A 16953-nucleotide genomic window follows, 5' to 3' on the forward strand; every position below is an offset into this window, starting at 1 on the left:
TGTTGTGGTAATTCTATTAAAGGCCTCTATGGGCTTTTTTGTCTACAAGTGTTCGGTTATATTTTACAATCTCCCAAGTTAATAACGATGGCGGTTCCTCTTTTGAGGAGCCGTCATTTTTGCGTACGTAAAATCCCGTTGTGACGGGGTTTGTCTGCGTAAGCGATTCAAAGTGGAATTGGTTGTCATCATTTTGTAACATTTACTCAATTTCCCTGTAACAGTCGAAGTCTATGCTGGGGTTACTGAAGAACAACCAGACAAGGAGGAACCAGCTTGAAATTAAAGGCACTGTTGATGACGATGTTAATGATGGGGACGTTGGTTCTTTCCGGCGTGACGACGTTGGTGGGGTCAACCACTACGGCCGAAGCCAAGGTGACTTACGTTTGCAAGCTTTCCAAGCAAGAGCGGCAGGCAAAGAAGTGGATTGCTATGAAGGAATCCGGCGGAAATTACAAGGCGACGAATGGCCTCTACTATGGTCGCTACCAACTCACTCGTTCCTACTTAAAAGGGGACTACAGCAAGGCTAACCAGGAAAAGACGGCGGATCGTTATGCCCACAGCCGTTACGGCACCTGGGTCAAGGCTAAGCGTCACTGGTTGGCGTGTGGCTGGTTCTAAATCATGATGACTAGCGGCTCGGGATTTTCCTGGGCTTTTTATTTTGGTGTTTGCCAATAAAGAAAAATGACGTCAAATTCAGTATCTACGCTGAATTTGGCGCCATTTTTAATTAGGATTCGGCGAGTGGATCTTGTTTCATGAGCAGGTGGAACTTGAGAATGATTAGCAGGTTGAATCCCACGATCATGCTCAGGAGAATTCCCCAAGCGGTATTGGTGCCGGCATTCGTAGAGATGGCTGACCGTAAGAGATCGATCAGGTAGGTCATCGGTAGCCACGGATTGATCCGTTGAGCAAAGGAGCTAACCAATGGTGTCGGGTACAAGCCGCCAGAGCTTGCGAGTTGTAGAACCAAGACGATCGAGATGAGCCAGGTGCCGAAGCCACCGAGTAGGAGGCGAAGGCAGAAGATGAGGGAAAGAAATAGAACTGATCCCAGAAGAATAGCCCAGAAGAGGGCAGACTCCGAGCGGACGGTTAGGCCGTTAGCTTGTCGTAGCGTGAAGAAGAGTAGACCGCTTTGAATGAGTGCAACCACCCCGACGACACTGGCTTTGCTTCCCCACCAAGTGAGGGCTAAGCGTGGCTTGCGGTAAAATATCGCGCCGTCGTACATGGTTCCCAGGGCAATCCCACCGACGTAAAGACCAATTGCAATGGCAAACGGCGCCATCCCGGTACCATTATTGGGAACCTTGGCAATATCGTGGCTTTGAACCGCCACGGGTTGCGCTAAAGCCATTGCTGTTGTCGTGGTATCGGCAATTGTTGCGAGTTGTTGATGACCATTAGTGAGAGCTTGCCCCATCGTAACGGATCCTTGCTGGAGGCGCTGAATACCTTGTTGCGAGGCGGTTAGGCCCATGGTCAACGCTTGATTGTGAATCGGTGTCGTAGCGGTCAGAAGCCTTTGCGCTCCCAGACCAAGTTGCTGGCTCCCAGCTGAGAGAGCAGTCGTTCCCTTGGCCGCGGCAGCCATGCCGGCAGATGCGCCGTGGACAGCAGTTAAGAGGGCTTGAACGTTCAACTGTGTGACTTCTCGGCTGACCTTGGTCGTAATGCTAGTGGCCATTCCGCTAGTAATTTTAGAAACGATAAAGTTCTGGCCGGAGTTTTGGGTGTAGTGAAGTTGCATTTGCTGGGGATGAGTCGTGAGTAAGGTCGTCGCGTCCTGAGAGAAGTCGCGAGGAACCGTGACGACGAGATAAACTTTCCCAGATTTCAGTTGTCGCTCTGCCGTAGTTGCCGAGAGATGGTGGAAGTCGAGGCTGTCAGATCGAATGAGGTTGTGGGTGAGTTGTCGGCCAATCGCAATCGTTTTACCATGGATCGTTGCTGGTCGGTCGTGATCCACGATGGCTACGGGAATATCATCGGTATGACCATAAGTGTTCCACATGGATGATAGGTAAAGGTAGCAGTAGATTGCCGGGATTAGGGCAATCATGAGTAGAACTAGAATCAGAGATTTGTGTTGCCATAAAGCGTGCCATTCACTCTTTAACATGAAAATCCCACCTTTCGAGGAGCTGTTGCGTTGCTCTAAAGCACCCTTAGCGTAAGGCCACCAGCCAAGTGGTGCAATCGACAATATAAGTGGAAGTGTTGGGTAAAAATGACCAACATTGTCGTGAGCTTTCCCATAAAAGACTGGCTTGATTAACTGAAAAGGCCAACAACAGGTTTACCGGAAGTGTTGATTGACGCTGTTAAAGAAAAGTTATCTAATTGATTTAAAATGGCGTGATTCAGTGAGGGGATGAGGTTATGGAGACAGATACGCGGGTTCTGACAACGGAAGTTAAGTTACAGCGGGCTTTCGTTAAATTGCTGGCAGACAAGGGATTTGATCATCTCACAGTTCGAGATTTAGCTCGTGAAGCCGCGATTAATCGCGGAACCTTTTACCAGCACTATTTGGATAAATTTGATTTACTAACGAGCTATGAGAATGAGCTAGTGGGAGCCGTGCAGGGAATTTTTACACAGTATCCCAAGCCAATGGGGAAAATGGTACCGGACCAGCGGGATGCTTTTTGGCAATTGTTTCAATATTTGTATCACCAACGGGCTTTGAGCGCCGCATTATTGCGGTGTCCGGCGTCAAAGATTGGCCCCCGCCTCAAGGCACTCATTGTGATGATTGTGGCGGTTCCAGTCGATGGTGAAGCTGCGATTCCACAAGACATTGCGCAGGAGATCGTGGTCCAGGGAGTTCTCGATTTCATTCGTTATTGGTTGACGCGTGACGTGGTTTTATCTCCGCAGCGAGCCTACGCGATTTTCAAGGTAACACGGACGCTTTCACCCCAACAATTAGTCGGTGACAATGAAAGCTTTTCAAATAATTCTTGAAAGCGGATACAAAGTTGATTACACTAGTAATTAACTGAGAAAAAGCGTAGGAGGAAATTATGGGAAAAACATTGGCAATTAATGCGGGAAGTTCAACACTGAAGTGGAAACTCTTTGAAATGCCAGAGGAGACGGTCATTGCATCTGGTTTGGTCGATCGCTTAAATCTGCCCGGCTCGATCTTTAAGGTCAAGTTGGCCAACGGCGAAAAGTTTACGGATACCCAGGACAACATCACCAACCAAGAGGCGGCAGCCATGGTGCTGACACGCCTCAAGTCCTACGGGATTTTGGACCACTTGAGTGAAATTACCGGTGTCGGTCACAGAATCGTGGCCGGGGGGGAAATCTTCAAGGACTCCGCGCTGATTACACCGGAAGTCTTGGACCAAATCAAGTCCTTAAAGGACTATGCACCGCTCCACAACCCGGTTCAAGCTTACTACATCGAGGTCTTCCAGCAGTTATTGCCAGATGCCCAACAGGTCGCGGTTTTTGACACCTCCCTTTATACGGATATGCCGGCCGTGAACTACATGTATAGCCTGCCTTACGAATACTACGAAAAGTTTGGGGCCCGTAAATATGGGGCTCATGGAACCAGTCACCGTTACGTGGCGCACCGGACCGCAGAAATTCTCGGCAAACCCTTAGAAGACCTGAAACTGATCACCCTGCATTTGGGCTCTGGTTCCTCGGTCACGGCATTTGACCATGGTCAGGCCCTCGATACCTCGATGGGCTTCACGCCGCTCGCAGGGGTCATGATGGGGACCCGTTCGGGGGATATCGACGCTTCCCTGGTCGCCTTCCTGGCGGAGAAACTTCAGATTGATATGCCAGCCATGGTGGATATCTTAAACCATAAGTCTGGGCTGTTAGGAGTTTCCGAATTGTCACCCGATCAACGTGACCTGGAAGATACTCAAGACGAACGGCCCAAGTCTAAGCTGGCTCTGGATATGTTCGTTAACCGCGTGGTTCGCTACGTGGGGAGCTATGTGGCCGAACTGGGTGGCTTAGATGCCATCGTCTTCACGGCCGGTTCCGGTGAGAATGGGATTGCCATGCGTCAGGCTATTGCCGATAAACTTGGGGTCTTCGGCGTCGTTATCGATCCCGCTAAGAATGACTTCCGGGGAGAGGAACATATCGTGAGTCCTGACGACGCGGCCGTTAAGGTTCTGGTCGTGCCAACCAATGAAGAACTCATGATTGTTCGCGACGTGGACCGTTTGTCCCACTAAGTTTTTCAAAGGCCGTTAGGCCGCTTTGAATTTTAAATGTAGGAAGTTGGGCCGCCTGCGGCTGTCAGGGGTTACGCCTGCTGTGGGGACCACCTACAGCCAAAAGGCGGGCTTCCGGCTCGCTTGGAAGCCCCGCTGAGACCCGCGAGTCTCCCAAGTCGTCCCAGTCTGTAAGGCCGAGAAGAGCGCTCGGTCTAACAGACTCGTCACGGCTGGCTCCACCCCTGGCCTCCTCCGGCTCAGGTAGTGGGTTATGGCGGCCTGGGTTCGTAAATGCTTCTGGTACGCAGTGATGATCCTGGTTGAAATGGTCAGAGTCTTCTGCTGGTATCACAAATTTAACAGTCAAAAAACCCTCAACCGCGCTGGTTAGCATGGTTGAGGGCTTTACAATTGTTGTGATTTTTAAAGTGATCGTGGTTGTGATGCAGGGTTGGTGAACAAGCTTTGTTGTCAGCTCAGTAGTGGTTAATCTGACGCTGTGGTCTGTTGTCGGACGGAAAATGGCGGATCTTGACTGCTCATGTAGCGGTTAAAAACCAATCTAGCCGGAGGAGGTCAGGGATGGAGCCGGCCGTGGTGGTACTGTTAGATCGAGTGATTTTCTCGACCTTACAGTATGGGCGACTTTGAAGACCCGCGCCTCTGGCGGGGCTTCAAATCGAGCGAGAAGCCCAAGGGGCTGAAGCGTCCCCACAGCAGGCGTAATCCCTGACAGCCGCAGGCGGTCGTCTACATTCATTTTCACTCCTACCGACAATCTGACAAGCTTACCGCATCTGAAGATCCCGACGCCGGTAACCCAGCCAACCGACGATAACCAGAACGATAGCTAAACCAATCATCCAGCTAAAGGTCGTCCAGTTGACCGCGTGTTGCGGAATCCGGGGCATCCAACCAGCAGGGGTGACGTTTTTAACCCAGTCAGGTAACTTGAGCAGGCTCCCCATGTAGACGGAAACAAAGCCCAATGCCAGATAGAGCCAGGTGAAGGTCTTGATCCGTGGCCAGCAACCGACGAGTAACACGGCAATGCCCAGGAAGACCCAAATTTCGGGAAGTTGTCCAGCAATCCCTTGCCAGAATTCGTGGGCACTGATACCGTCCTTCACGTGATCCAGGCTGGCATCCCCCATGACGACAATGCCACCCAGACCACCAATGTAGGCCAGGGTACTGGTCAGAAAGGCGGGACCAACGTAGCTGAAGAAGAGGCGCGTGCGGCTCACTGGCCGGGCGTAAACGGCTTCCAACCAGCCACGAGTTTCGTCCGTGTGCGCCTTTAGGATCAGCTGAATACCGGGAATGGTAGCCACGGCGGCCATGACAACCGCCAGGAGTGACGTGAAGCTTAACAGGACTTTGTGATTAGCCTCGTGGACCATAGCGGCCCCAAAGACCTGTTGCATTGTCGGATTGGTCTTGAGGATGTCACCGATGGTGTTGAAGACCGTTCCATAGGCAATTCCGAAGATGATGACCGCGAGGATCCACGCGATAATGACGTTGCGTTGGCGACGCCACAGTAGGGAAAGTGGTCCCCGTAGAAAGGCTGATGCACGACTCTTACCAGGTCGCGTAGTCAGCGCGCCAGCACCGAGGTCTCGGCGGTTATTGGCCATGACGGCCAAGCCAAAGAGAATCAGTGCGGTCGCCAGGCTCAACCAGACGGGCATCCAATTGGCATCATTGTAGGGGGCCAATTTCTCCACCCACCCCAGGGGTGACCACCAGGTGAGTCGTGGGTGTTGAACATCGGTGATCATCCGGGCTAAATAGCTGATGCCAAAAAGGGTGTAGGCGAGTCCAGTGGCACTGGCAGAGTGATCGGCAATTTGGGCCATCAGGAGGCCTAAGAAACCGAATAGGAGCCCGGTAGCAGCTAGGCCAATCCCGATTAACCAGTTTCCTTCAAGCGAAGCACCTGGCATGTTAGCGGCGGTTAAACCGACGCTGTAGAGGATACCTAGGAGGCCGTTGACGATGACTAACTCCCAAGCCGCGGCGGCTAATGGGGCGTCCGTCCCAACCGCGTGAGAGCGTACGAGCTCGGTGATGCCCAGGTCTTCCTCACCACGAGTGGCGTGGACGCTGAGGGCGAGGTTCATGACGACCTGAATCAGCGCCATGAATAGAAGCATTTCATTGGCAAAAATTTCGGCCGTGGTGACCTTTCCTTTGAAGGAGAAGGCCCCAAACATTGCGACGATCCCCGGGCTAGCGAGGGTCCCCTTGATGGCGGCAATCTCGGATTGGGTCCCGTAGATGTCTTCAAACTTCCAGGCCACGCTGGCCATCAGGGCGGCTAGAATGATAATCCACATGAGAATTCGGAAACGATCGCGGCGAAAGGCTAGCCGGATCAGTTGACCGGTACGTCCATAACGTGACATGGCGATCACTCCTTTCCCGTGTAGTAGTGCATGAAGAGATCTTCCAGGGTGGGTGGCGTACTCTGTAAGGCCATGACCTGGTGTTGCGCCAGGGTAGCCATAATTGTTGCTAGTTGAGAATCTTCGACGGCAAATTGCCACTCGTGGGCCTGATGGCCGGCGGTGACGCCATGAACCCCAGGCAGGGTGGTTACGTCAAAGTCATCACCTAGCGTAACGGTCACCATCGTGCGGGTCAGGTGCCGCATCTCAGCGAGACTCCCGGTCTCGATGATTTGCCCCTCACGGATGATCCCGATGCGGTCACACATGCGTTCCACTTCGGAAAGAATATGACTCGAGAGCAGGACGGCCTTGCCACGTTGCTTTAGGTCTAGGACGGCTTCCTGGAAGACCCGTTCGTTGAGTGGATCCAGTCCAGAGGTTGGTTCGTCAAAGATGTAGAAGTCAGCGTCTTGGGAGAAGGCGGCGATCAACGCCACTTTCTGGCGGTTCCCTTTGGAATAGGTCCGCGCCTTCTTCGTCGGATCAAGGCCGAACTGTTTGATTAAGGCATCGGTCTTGTCGGAGTGGGCCGTGCCGTTCATTTTGAGTAAGAGATCAATGATTTCGCCCCCGGTCAGATTCGGCCAGAGGTACACGTCGCCGGGCACATAGGCCAAGCGTTGGTGGATCGTGACGCTGTCGTGCCAGACGTCCTGACCGAAGATGGTCGCCGATCCGCCAGTTGCTCGTATCAGACCCAGGAGTACCCGGATCGTGGTTGATTTACCAGCACCGTTAGGTCCAATGAACCCGAACACCTCACCGGCATTCACACTGAAGGTGATATCCTTTAATGCTTGAAAACGCCCAAACTTTTTTTGTAACTGATGAATTTGTAAAATAGGCTGTGTTGCCATTTGAATCCCCTCCTCACGGTTATTAAATCGCTATTATCGTAAGCCTTGGTTTGGGGGAAGTCAATAGAAAAGTGAACTATTTATCTTAAATAGTTCACCAAATTTAAATACGCCGGGGGCGAATGTGCTAAAATAATAACAGCTAAGAAGAAACCGCTGACATTTTAAAAAACAGGCAAAGGGACGTGAACCAAGTGGCAACGAACCAAGAGAGAAAGGACCAACAGCGGCGTAAAATTCTGGCCGCCGCAACCAAGTTATTTCTACGCGATGGCTATAAACCCACGCACGTGAAGGGTGTGGCGGATGAGGCCAACGTGTCGCAGGTCACCCTATATAAATACTTTGATAGTAAGTATGACTTGGCTCACCAGGTCGTCTTGGATCTCATCGTGGGCGGCTATGCCCAGTATCGGACGGTGGTTGATGACCCCCAGAAGTCGTTTCGTGAGGTTGTTCAATTCATGATGAAGACCAAGGTGAAGGTATCCGCTGGGATGAGTCAGGATTTCTACAATTTCACGGTGGCGGACATGCAGGGAAAGTTCGGTAACGGTGAGGCCAAGGCCACGTACGATGCCGGAAAACAATCCTTCTGGGATGCCGTCATTCAGCGCGGCCGAGACGCGGGGATGATTAATCCGGAGATTTCCAATGCGGCCCTGACCATGTATCTGGACATGTATGTCGACTACTTCAGCTCGCCGGACCACGATATTCCCGAGTACCGGCAGCTGATTGACCAATTAATGCACTTATTCTTCTATGGGTTCGTGGGGCTTGCCCCGGACACGGTGGAGGGAAAAACTTCTAAGGAGCGTAAACATGACGGAAAATGATGTTTTAGCAGCAGTTCGAGCCTTTTCACAGAGCAAAATGGGGGATGACGAGACCGGTCACGGCTTCGATCACATTCAACGCGTCGTCAGTCTCACCGACAAGTTAGTGCGGGAATATCCTGCCGCTAACCGAGTGTTGACGGTCACCGCCGCCTACCTCCACGATGTCATTGACGAGAAGCTGGTTGACGATACCGCCGCAGCCAGTGCCGAGGTGCGGGACTTTCTGACCCAACAGGGATTCAGCGCCGCCGACAGTGACACGGTCTTTCTGATTATGGACAACATGTCTTATCACAAGACGATTGATGGGACCGCCAAGCCATTACCGTTGGAAGGTCAAATCGTCCAAGATGCCGATCGGCTGGATGCGATTGGGGCAATTGGGATTTCTCGGGCCATTTATTTTGGGGGCCATTTTGGTGAAAAGATCTATGATCCAGCTGTTAATCCCCGAACAAGCATGACGCATGCGGAGTACCGGAACCTGGATAACGAAACCATTATTAACCACTTCTACGAAAAATTACTCAAGTTGAAGGACTTGATGAACACCGACGCTGCTAAGCGAGTGGCCGAACACCGCCAACAAGTGATGCTCGACTTCCTGGCAGAATACAAGGCAGAGTGGAACGCCCAGGCTTAGCTAAATGTGTGGCGATCGGTCATTTTTTGAGTTATTTTCTTCACAAGATGACAAATGCAAAATCCCAGTATAACGGGTTTCTTAGTTTGTTTTGTATATTATTTACAAAAATAACTTGAAATTTGTAACTTTTTTACATATACTAGGAGTCGTTAGGTTGATGCGAATTTTCGATTAAAGGAAGGAACTTAAACCATGAAGATTGGATTAGTTGGATTAGGAAAAATGGGTAGTAACTTAGCTCAAAACATGATGGACCATGGAAATGAAGTTGTGGCGTTCGATTTGAACCAGGACTTCGTTAATGAAGCTGCCAGATTTGGTGCTGAAGCCGCAACCTCACTCGAAGACTTGTTAAGCAAGTTGACCACGCCCAAGATTGTTTGGTTGATGTTGCCAGCCGGCAAGCCAACTGACTCGACCATCACCACGCTGACGGAAAAGTTGCGTGCAGGCGATTTTATTATCGATGGTGGGAACTCCTTCTGGAAGGATTCGGCGGCCGCTGCTAAGTTAGCGGAAGCCCAAGGCATCAACTTCTTCGACTGTGGGACTTCCGGTGGTCAAGCCGGTGCCCGCGAAAATGGGAACTTCATGATCGGTGGGACGAGTGCCGAAGCTTTCGAAACCCTGAAGCCACTCTTCGAAGGGATTTCCGACAAGAACGGTTACCTTTACACCGGTGCCGCTGGTTCCGGTCACTACCTGAAGATGGTCCACAACGGGATCGAATACGGGATGATGGAAGCCATCGGTGAAGGGTTCGATGTTCTGGCTCACAGTGACTTCGATTACGATAACGAAGCCGTTGCCAAGCTCTGGAACTCGGGTTCTGTGGTTCGTTCATGGCTGATGGAATTGATTCAAGAAGCCTTTGCGGATGACGAGAAGTTAGATGACATCAAGGGGATCATGCACAGTTCCGGTGAAGGTAAGTGGACCTTACAAGAAGCCCTGGACCAACAAGTCGCAACGCCAGTTATCGGGCTTTCCCTGATGATGCGTTACCGTTCAATGGAAACCGACACCATGACGGGTAAAGTCGTTGCCGCCTTGCGGAACGGCTTCGGTGGCCACGCGGTCGACAAGGCTAAGAAGTAAACTTTTAAATTGAATTTTATGGCGGGGACTGGCACTGATGCTGGTCTCTTTTTTTTGCGTCAAAATTGCTATCTTTAGTAATCGGACGTGATTTACTTTGAGATGTTGAAGGGGACGTCTTCGAGCCCCATAGGACGTCTCCCTTGCCCACTGCAGGTGGAGAAATTTAAGGGAATATAAATTTAACCATGCATTTTTCAGAAAATGTGCGTATGATAGTAAGCAGTGACGCTAATTTGAAAGAGAGATGTTAAAATGACGCAAGTAAATTCTGACCCAGACAAGGTCTCGCGGAGCAACTTAATTGCCATCTTTGCGGTAGCGCTGATGGCCTTCCTGGGAATCCTAGTGGAAACCTCGATGAATGTGACGTTCCCAACGTTAATGAAAACCATGCACGTGTCCCTCAGCACCGTGCAGTGGATTACCACGGGGTACCTGTTGACGGTAGCCCTGCTGATGATTACCTCAGCCTTTCTCAAACAACGCTTTACGAATCGACAACTCTTCGTGGCGGCCGCGACCGCTTTTATTTTGGGCGCTTCGATTTGTGCGCTCGCACCCAGTTTCGGGATTTTGCTGTTTGGTCGGATTATTCAAGCTGGTTGTGCCGGGATCGCCATTCCACTAATGTTTAACGTGGTTATGGAAAGTGTGCCCCGTTCGCGCCTCGGATTCTACATGGGGATGGCCGGGTTAATCCTGATGATCGCCCCAGCCAGTGGCCCAACCTTCGGGGGAATCATGGTTTCCTTGGCCGATTGGCGTATGATTTTCTGGTCCACGATCCCGGTGGAAGCCTTGGTCTTACTCCTCGGTTTCCGGGCCATTAAGCAGTTCGATCCTGTGTCGAAGGTTCACTTTGACTGGAGTCAATTTATCCTGCTCGCCATCGCCTTTGTCAGCTTTACGATGGGAGTTAACAGTCTCAGCACTTCAGGCCTGCTTAGCTGGGAGTTCCTGGGTGGCGTTGGCCTGGCTCTGGTGATGATTTGGGGCTATATTCGCTTATCCAAGCACAGTGAGCACCAACTTCTCAAGCTCGAAATTTTCAAGAATCCCGTCTTCACGTTTAGCTTTTTAGCCTACGTGAGCCTACAGTTCTGTAACATTGGGATTAACTTTGCGCTCCCTAACTACGCTCAGATCGTCGTGGCTGCGAGTTCATTAGCCGGCGGGATGATGTTACTTCCCGGAAGCCTAGTGACGGCCTTGCTTCAACCTTGGTTTGGCCACTTGTTGGATGCGCACGGGGCCCGGTTGCCAATCTTACTGGGGAGTAGCCTCTTTACCTTAGCGGCGGTCTTCTTCACCATATTGGGGCAACACTTGAGTGTGCTGATCATTGCGATCCTCTACGTTTTATTCAGTGTTGGTCGGTCGATGGCCTTCAGTAACACCCTGACAAATGGGTTGAAAGAGGTCGCACTGACGCAGCGGGCCGACGCCAATGCCATTTACAACACGGGGCAACAGTTCGCTGGGTCCTTGGGAACCACGATTCTGGCGGCCTTGATGTCTTCAGTGAAGACGCCCGGCTTGTCCAACGCCCAACAGACGGCGCGGGGGAGTCAGTTAGCCTTTGGGTTGATTCTGGTTCTGAGTATTCTCAACTTTGGGCTATATACGATTGTGTTTAAGCACCAAAAAACAGATAGATAAAGAGAATGGACGACTGGCATTTGCCGGTCGTCCATTTTCAATTTAGTGATGAAATTTCAGATACAGCCAGTAAAGGAGAATCATAGCGGGACTAAATTCAGCGACCCGTACCAGGGCATCTCCGATGTTACTTAGCAGGATCAAGTTAGCCCAGATACTAGTCTTAGAGTCAATGGCATCAATGGCGGCAAAGTATAGGTAGGTCAGGCCGCCATAAAGGACGCCAGCGCTGATCCCCGTGATAATCGCCTGAATCCAGACCGGTTGCTTGCGACTCAATCGCTGTTGCTTACGGTTCCCGATACCGAGCACGTAACCTGCTCCAAGCAGGTACACGACGACTCCGGTTAGAAAGAAGAGGCTGGTGAGGGCCAACCAGGAGAGTGCGGTGGCGGGATGACGTTGGGCAAAAAAACTTGTGATAATTGGGGCCAGAAAAACGTAGATGGCGCCCCACAAGAGGGCCTTATCCTCGATCCGCTTGGCCATTAGGCGTTTGGTGTCGTCGAACTCCCCGTTGACCCCGTAGAACCAGATACTGAATTTGTCATGGAAAGGGTGGTTATTAGTCATGTTATTGCCTCCCCGAATAATGATTTAGAAGTTAGTAGAAGCCCACTCCGAAGGGCTTCTACCAATTTCTAAGTATAGTCACGGTGATTAGACTTGTCGAGAAAAAAAGTATCCGAAGGTTAGTTCGGATACTCAGATGGAAAAATTATGACAAATTAAGCCGACGCAAGGGTTAATTAAACTGAGTGCTGTGACCATAGCCGGAGACAACTAGTCAGAACCCCCGTGTCGGTGGTCTTAGCCGAAGTTTTGTCTCGGCTTAGAGCACGGCCAACTTTGAAACTCGTGGTTTTAGCGAGGTTCAAGGTTGCCCTGAAGACCGTTTTTCAGGTTTCAGGTCTGCCTCATGGGGGTTCTGGTTGGTTGTCGAAACGTGCGCCAGAAGGCAGCCTGCTCCGCTTAAACCTGGTAACTAAATAATCCAAGCCCGGGATTATCCAGTTACCAGCCTTAATGCTCACCGGCTAACCGCCTTCTGTCACACTCTAGCGTTCTCGATTCTGAAACTTAATCGGGTAGCGATTGAGTGTGGTGCGAAACACGTCACTCGGCACGTAATACTTGTTTTGAGCCAGCCGTTGGCCGTTGAGGCCAAAGACGTCTTCGGTCATGAGCACCAAGGGCCCGCGCCCGACGAAGGCCCGTCGGAAGGTTGACCGATCACGTTCCGACACGGTGACCGTCAGCTGAGAACTGGCGGCGTGTTGGTAGAGATCCTTTTCCAGGAACTGCGTGATGCTGGCCGAATCTTCTAGATCGATGCCAAAAGTTTTGACTGTTTCCGGCATGATGATGGCGAGGTTGTTGGCCAGGTTGCCATCGTCATTTTGGTACCAGATGTTGAGCGTGTAGTAGGGCTCATCGGACCGATGGAAAAGCTGGTCGGTGAAGGCGCTCGGTAGGTTCTCGTGGTAGTAGACTTCCCGGTCGGTGACGGGGGTGGTCAGGCTCTTAAAGATCGGCGAGTCGAGGGACTCGATGCCCCGCTCACTGAAATTGTTTTCCCGCTTGATGAAGTGACCCTTACCGTGAACACTGACGAGCACGCCGTCTTCCTTGAGTAGGGAGAGGGCGGTACGGAGCGTGACGCGGCTAACGTCAAATTCAGTACGGAGGACCTCCTCAGACGGGAGTTTTTCTCCGGGGATGAGTTGGCCCTGTTTAATCATTTTTAATATCTGATTATAAACTTGAACATATTTGGGTGAACGGTGCATGCATAAGCCCTCGCAATCTATTTCAGTACAAACTCATTTTAGCATGGGTTTAGTTGAGAGCATAATTATATTCATAGAAGGTCCCATAGGCCATCCGGTCGGGCATGAGAAACTCACGGGTGAGTTGAAAATCAGCCTTTTCGAGCAGGTGCATCATGGGCCGGTTCGTATGATTGGTGGTGATTTGGAGGCCAGCTAGGTCGTGACTGGCGGCAACAGCGATCAGATCCTGTAAGATTTGGGTTGCCAGGCCGTGGCCCCGGCATTCGGAGTGGACCATCAGACGGTGGAGCTGTAGCGTGTTGTCCGCCAGGGTGAGGGTAATCGCTGCGCGTTGTTGCCGACCGTATAACCACAGAAGTTGCTGATCGATATCGGCCTGCAGGGTCTCGGGATTGGGATAACGTGGATTCCACTGGGTGATGCCTGCCTGTTGCATTTGGCGTTGGGCATCGGCCAGGAGTTCCGTTAAGCCAGACAAATCACTGGTTTGGGCGAGACGCTTATTCAGGGTTGCAATCATGCCTATCTCGCCACCTTTAGAAAATCATGAGGGACATCACGAGCATCATGATAACCCCAAAGACCATGGGTACCGAAGTCCGTTTAACGATCTGAACCGGAGAAAGTTTCGTGGTTCCGGCAACGATCAAGACCACGGCGGCGACTGGAGATACGGCCCGTAGGAGGTTCCCAGCTAATTGCATGGGAACAGACAGCGCAACTGGTGAAATTCCGGCAGCCTTAGACAGTGGAATAATCAGAGGAATCATGGCAAAGATCAGGGCAGTCCCACTCCCACTGAGCAAGACAATGACAGCGGTGAAGAGCACCATGACGATTGGTAAGACAATCCCGGAGCTACTCATGTGTTGCATGGTATCTTGAACCAGGTTAATAATCCCGATGGACGTTAACCCTTGAACGAAGACCTGCGCCGAGACCAGCAGGGCCACGATGCCCATGACGGCACCCATCCCATCGAAGAAGGCGTTGGTTTCCTTCAAGACCTGACGAACCTGGTGCTTGTAGGAGAGTTCGACAATAACAGCAATGACGAAGCTAATTAGACTGACCACTTGAACACTGATTTCGAACTTGGTGCCGGCAAAGATATTGGTGAAGAAAACAATTAGTAACAAGACGATTGGTAATAGGGGTAAGAGACCGTAAACGAAGCCTTTGAACCCGGTGTAGTGCAGATCCTCGGTTGCCTTTTGGGCTTCCTTGTCGTCACTTTGTAGCAGTTCTTGTTCGTAAGTGAGTTCTTCAGGGTGCTTCTTATCCTGGTATTTCTGCCAGAAGTAGTGCACTAACGCAATGGCAATCAACGTTGGAATGGAAACCAACGCGTGTTTTTGGAAAACGTAGTCGGTGACGGACATGTGGAGTTGAGCGGCCACGGCCACGTTGTCAGAGCCCAATGGGGTTGGGACAATGGTTGCGGAGGTCCCGATGATGGCGGCCGCCGTCAACCGTGACATGCCAGTGGCTCGCAGGACGGGATATAAGGTTGCTAATAAGATAATGGCTAAGTTGGAAGCACTTGGCACAACCAGGGAGAGTAAGTTCCCTAATAAGAAGACGATTGGTACCAAGATGTAAACGGATTTGATTTTAGCAATCGGCTTCGTCAGGGCGTGAACCGTGACTTGGTTAGCGCCGATGTGATTCATGTAAGCACTGTAACCACCCAGGATTAAAATGACGAATCCGGGACCGATTAAGGTGTTCGAGAACTGGTCGACGATCGCCTGGAAGGGGTTGAGCCAGGTCAACCCGGTAGTTGCGGAGACGTCGATCTTATTGCCCAGGATGATGGCAACGTACATCAGAATTAACCCTAAGGAGAGCAGGGCCATCTTGATGTCGTTTTTCTTCAAGAGCATGTAAACCAATACGGCAACGGCAAGGATACCAATGACAGAAATTAAAATCGCATTCATGAATAGTCCCTCCTAGGGTTGGTTGGTTTGACTGATAGCGTCTACCAGCCAGTCACTGAATTGTTCTGAATCAACATCGGTTGCAACCGTGGCGTTATTTGGCAGGTTCAGGTAGCCGCGGAGGTCCATGAGTGAGGCCCCAGCGGTCATTGCGCCCTGTGTCTCGATCGCCACGTGGGTTTCAACCTCGGTGAACATCGCTGGATTCAAGATGAGACCCATGGCTAAGGCATCATACATGTGAAGTCCGGTCTTGAAGCTACCGCCACGGTAACGGGAGAAGAGGTCGTAGAACATGTCGCCGACCTTACCAAATTCCTTAATCTTGGCTGAGGTTTCGGGCATGACCTTAGCTTGCCGGCCAACTTCCATGGGGGCAATCCGAATCTTTAAGCCACTGTCCATGACAATCTTGGCGGCTTCGGGATCGGATCCGAAGTTGAATTCGGTCAGGACCCCGAAGTTACCGCGGCCCAAGGCCCCACCCATCAGGACTAACTCGTCGATATTGGCGAGATCTTGAGGGTAGAGGTGGATGAATAGGGCGATATCGGTCAGTGGGCCGATGCCGACCAGAGTGACCTTAGCGTCGCTGTGAGCGACCACGTCGTGCATGGCGGCAACGGCCGTCTTCGAGGTGTCGGGGAATACCGTGGGTTCGGGGAAAGGATAGCCGTCCATCCCAGTCTTCCCGTGGACGCCACTGGCATCGCGGACGGGATACAGGAGGGGCTTGCGACTCCCGGGAACAATGGCAACCGGCTTTTCCAAGAAGCTTAGCAGGCGTTGCGTGTTGAAAGTCGTTTTTTCAAGGCTGACGTTACCAGCCAGGGGACTGATGAGTTTAACACCGAGTTGATCGCTGAAGAGGGCGATAGCAATGGCCACGGCATCGTCAATGCCAGGGTCGGTACTGATGATGACGGGTCGTTTCGTTTGAGTTGTATTTGGCATGAGTATAAGAACTCCTTTGAAATTTATAATAGCGCTTACACGGAGTATACAACGTCGTCTTAAACAATACAACGTTGTATTTAAAAATGCTGACCGGGATCAATTATTGATAGCCGTGAAAAATCAAGAATCATGCGGATTACGGGAATTCACAAATTAATAATAAAATTGATGGTGCGGTGTAACATCAATGGATTGTCGTGTGTTGTAAGCTTGTGAAAATACGATGTGACGGGAACTTTCAGCGATCGACGAACGACTATGTAAAAAATTACTGGTTTACCGTTTTACGATAAAATAGGACAACTTGTATTAATCAATTCAGACAAGTTGTCTCATTCTAGGAAAGTTTGATGACACGAAAAAGACCCCCAACGGAACGTTGGGGGTCTAAAGCAGGCGTTTTTATTTGGCTCTTTGTCAACGGGTGTTGATGAGAGAGTAAGGGGTTCAATTCACTTACGAATTGGGCTCCTTTTTTCTATCCT

The 16953-nt window shown here is 51.0% G+C and carries 16 protein-coding genes; 7 read left to right on the forward strand and 9 right to left on the reverse strand.

Annotation, left to right across the window (positions count from 1 at the left end):
• Positions 1 to 276: 276 nt before the first annotated feature.
• A complete protein-coding gene (locus OCU14_RS10490; RefSeq protein ID WP_057877600.1) occupies positions 277 to 627 on the forward strand; it encodes an aggregation-promoting factor C-terminal-like domain-containing protein in 351 nt (116 codons plus the stop codon).
• A gap of 112 nt (positions 628 to 739) precedes the next feature.
• Here the strand turns inward: OCU14_RS10490 and OCU14_RS10495 are convergent, their stop codons facing one another.
• A complete protein-coding gene (locus OCU14_RS10495; RefSeq protein WP_261810982.1) occupies positions 740 to 2137 on the reverse strand; it encodes a YhgE/Pip family protein in 1398 nt (465 codons plus the stop codon).
• 260 nt (positions 2138 to 2397) lie between these two features.
• Here OCU14_RS10495 and OCU14_RS10500 point away from each other — a divergent pair, with 260 nt between their 5' ends.
• Together OCU14_RS10500 and OCU14_RS10505 are read left to right on the forward strand one after the other, a co-directional pair.
• Positions 2398 to 2985 (forward strand): TetR/AcrR family transcriptional regulator, encoded by a 588-nt coding sequence (locus tag OCU14_RS10500; RefSeq protein WP_261810983.1) that lies wholly within the window; start codon positions 2398 to 2400, stop codon positions 2983 to 2985.
• A gap of 59 nt (positions 2986 to 3044) precedes the next feature.
• Positions 3045 to 4232, forward strand: a complete 1188-nt coding sequence (locus OCU14_RS10505; protein WP_261810984.1) for an acetate/propionate family kinase — start codon at positions 3045 to 3047, stop codon at positions 4230 to 4232.
• Between the two features lie 93 nt (positions 4233 to 4325).
• Here OCU14_RS10505 and OCU14_RS10510 read toward each other — a convergent pair whose 3' ends face one another.
• From OCU14_RS10510 to OCU14_RS10520, 3 genes are all read right to left on the reverse strand, one after another.
• Entirely contained in the window at positions 4326 to 4454 is a 129-nt protein-coding gene (locus tag OCU14_RS10510) for a hypothetical protein (protein ID WP_261810985.1), read from the reverse strand.
• 548 nt (positions 4455 to 5002) lie between these two features.
• Positions 5003 to 6625: an ABC transporter permease gene (locus OCU14_RS10515; protein ID WP_261810986.1), complete on the reverse strand. Its 1623-nt coding sequence runs from the start codon at positions 6623 to 6625 to the stop codon at positions 5003 to 5005.
• 5 nt (positions 6626 to 6630) lie between these two features.
• On the reverse strand, positions 6631 to 7527 hold the full coding sequence (locus OCU14_RS10520; protein WP_057877605.1) for an ABC transporter ATP-binding protein: 897 nt from the start codon (positions 7525 to 7527) through the stop codon (positions 6631 to 6633).
• 194 nt (positions 7528 to 7721) lie between these two features.
• Between OCU14_RS10520 and OCU14_RS10525 the strand changes: the two genes are divergently transcribed.
• The 4 genes from OCU14_RS10525 to OCU14_RS10540 all read left to right on the forward strand — a co-directional run bounded on the left by OCU14_RS10525 (position 7722) and on the right by OCU14_RS10540 (position 11775).
• Positions 7722 to 8366, forward strand: a complete 645-nt coding sequence (locus OCU14_RS10525; protein ID WP_261810987.1) for a TetR/AcrR family transcriptional regulator — start codon at positions 7722 to 7724, stop codon at positions 8364 to 8366.
• On the forward strand, positions 8353 to 9012 hold the full coding sequence (locus tag OCU14_RS10530; RefSeq protein WP_261810988.1) for an HD domain-containing protein: 660 nt from the start codon (positions 8353 to 8355) through the stop codon (positions 9010 to 9012). The genes OCU14_RS10525 and OCU14_RS10530 overlap by 14 nt, the downstream gene beginning before the upstream one ends.
• A gap of 195 nt (positions 9013 to 9207) precedes the next feature.
• Complete coding sequence (gene gnd, locus OCU14_RS10535; protein ID WP_261810989.1) at positions 9208 to 10113, forward strand: phosphogluconate dehydrogenase (NAD(+)-dependent, decarboxylating); 906 nt, start codon at positions 9208 to 9210, stop codon at positions 10111 to 10113.
• 255 nt (positions 10114 to 10368) lie between these two features.
• Positions 10369 to 11775 (forward strand): MFS transporter, encoded by a 1407-nt coding sequence (locus OCU14_RS10540; protein WP_261810990.1) that lies wholly within the window; start codon positions 10369 to 10371, stop codon positions 11773 to 11775.
• A gap of 42 nt (positions 11776 to 11817) precedes the next feature.
• Here the strand turns inward: OCU14_RS10540 and OCU14_RS10545 are convergent, their stop codons facing one another.
• The 5 genes from OCU14_RS10545 to OCU14_RS10565 form a co-directional block, all read right to left on the reverse strand.
• On the reverse strand, positions 11818 to 12348 hold the full coding sequence (locus tag OCU14_RS10545) for a DUF3278 domain-containing protein (RefSeq protein ID WP_261810991.1): 531 nt from the start codon (positions 12346 to 12348) through the stop codon (positions 11818 to 11820).
• 485 nt (positions 12349 to 12833) lie between these two features.
• Positions 12834 to 13565 carry a GntR family transcriptional regulator gene (locus OCU14_RS10550; protein ID WP_261810992.1) on the reverse strand — a complete coding sequence of 244 codons (732 nt, stop codon included), beginning with the start codon at positions 13563 to 13565 and terminating at the stop codon, positions 12834 to 12836.
• A 49-nt stretch (positions 13566 to 13614) separates the two neighbouring features.
• Positions 13615 to 14088 (reverse strand): GNAT family N-acetyltransferase, encoded by a 474-nt coding sequence (locus OCU14_RS10555; RefSeq protein WP_261810993.1) that lies wholly within the window; start codon positions 14086 to 14088, stop codon positions 13615 to 13617.
• Positions 14089 to 14104: 16 nt separating this feature from the next.
• Positions 14105 to 15511, reverse strand: coding sequence for a C4-dicarboxylate transporter DcuC (dcuC, locus tag OCU14_RS10560; RefSeq protein WP_261810994.1), 1407 nt, complete (start codon positions 15509 to 15511; stop codon positions 14105 to 14107).
• A 12-nt stretch (positions 15512 to 15523) separates the two neighbouring features.
• On the reverse strand, positions 15524 to 16465 hold the full coding sequence (locus OCU14_RS10565) for a nucleoside hydrolase (protein WP_261810995.1): 942 nt from the start codon (positions 16463 to 16465) through the stop codon (positions 15524 to 15526).
• Positions 16466 to 16953 lie beyond the last annotated feature (488 nt).

It is taken from the genome of Levilactobacillus humaensis (assembly GCF_024345185.1).
In the GTDB taxonomy this organism is placed as follows: Bacteria; Bacillota; Bacilli; order Lactobacillales; family Lactobacillaceae; genus Levilactobacillus; species Levilactobacillus humaensis.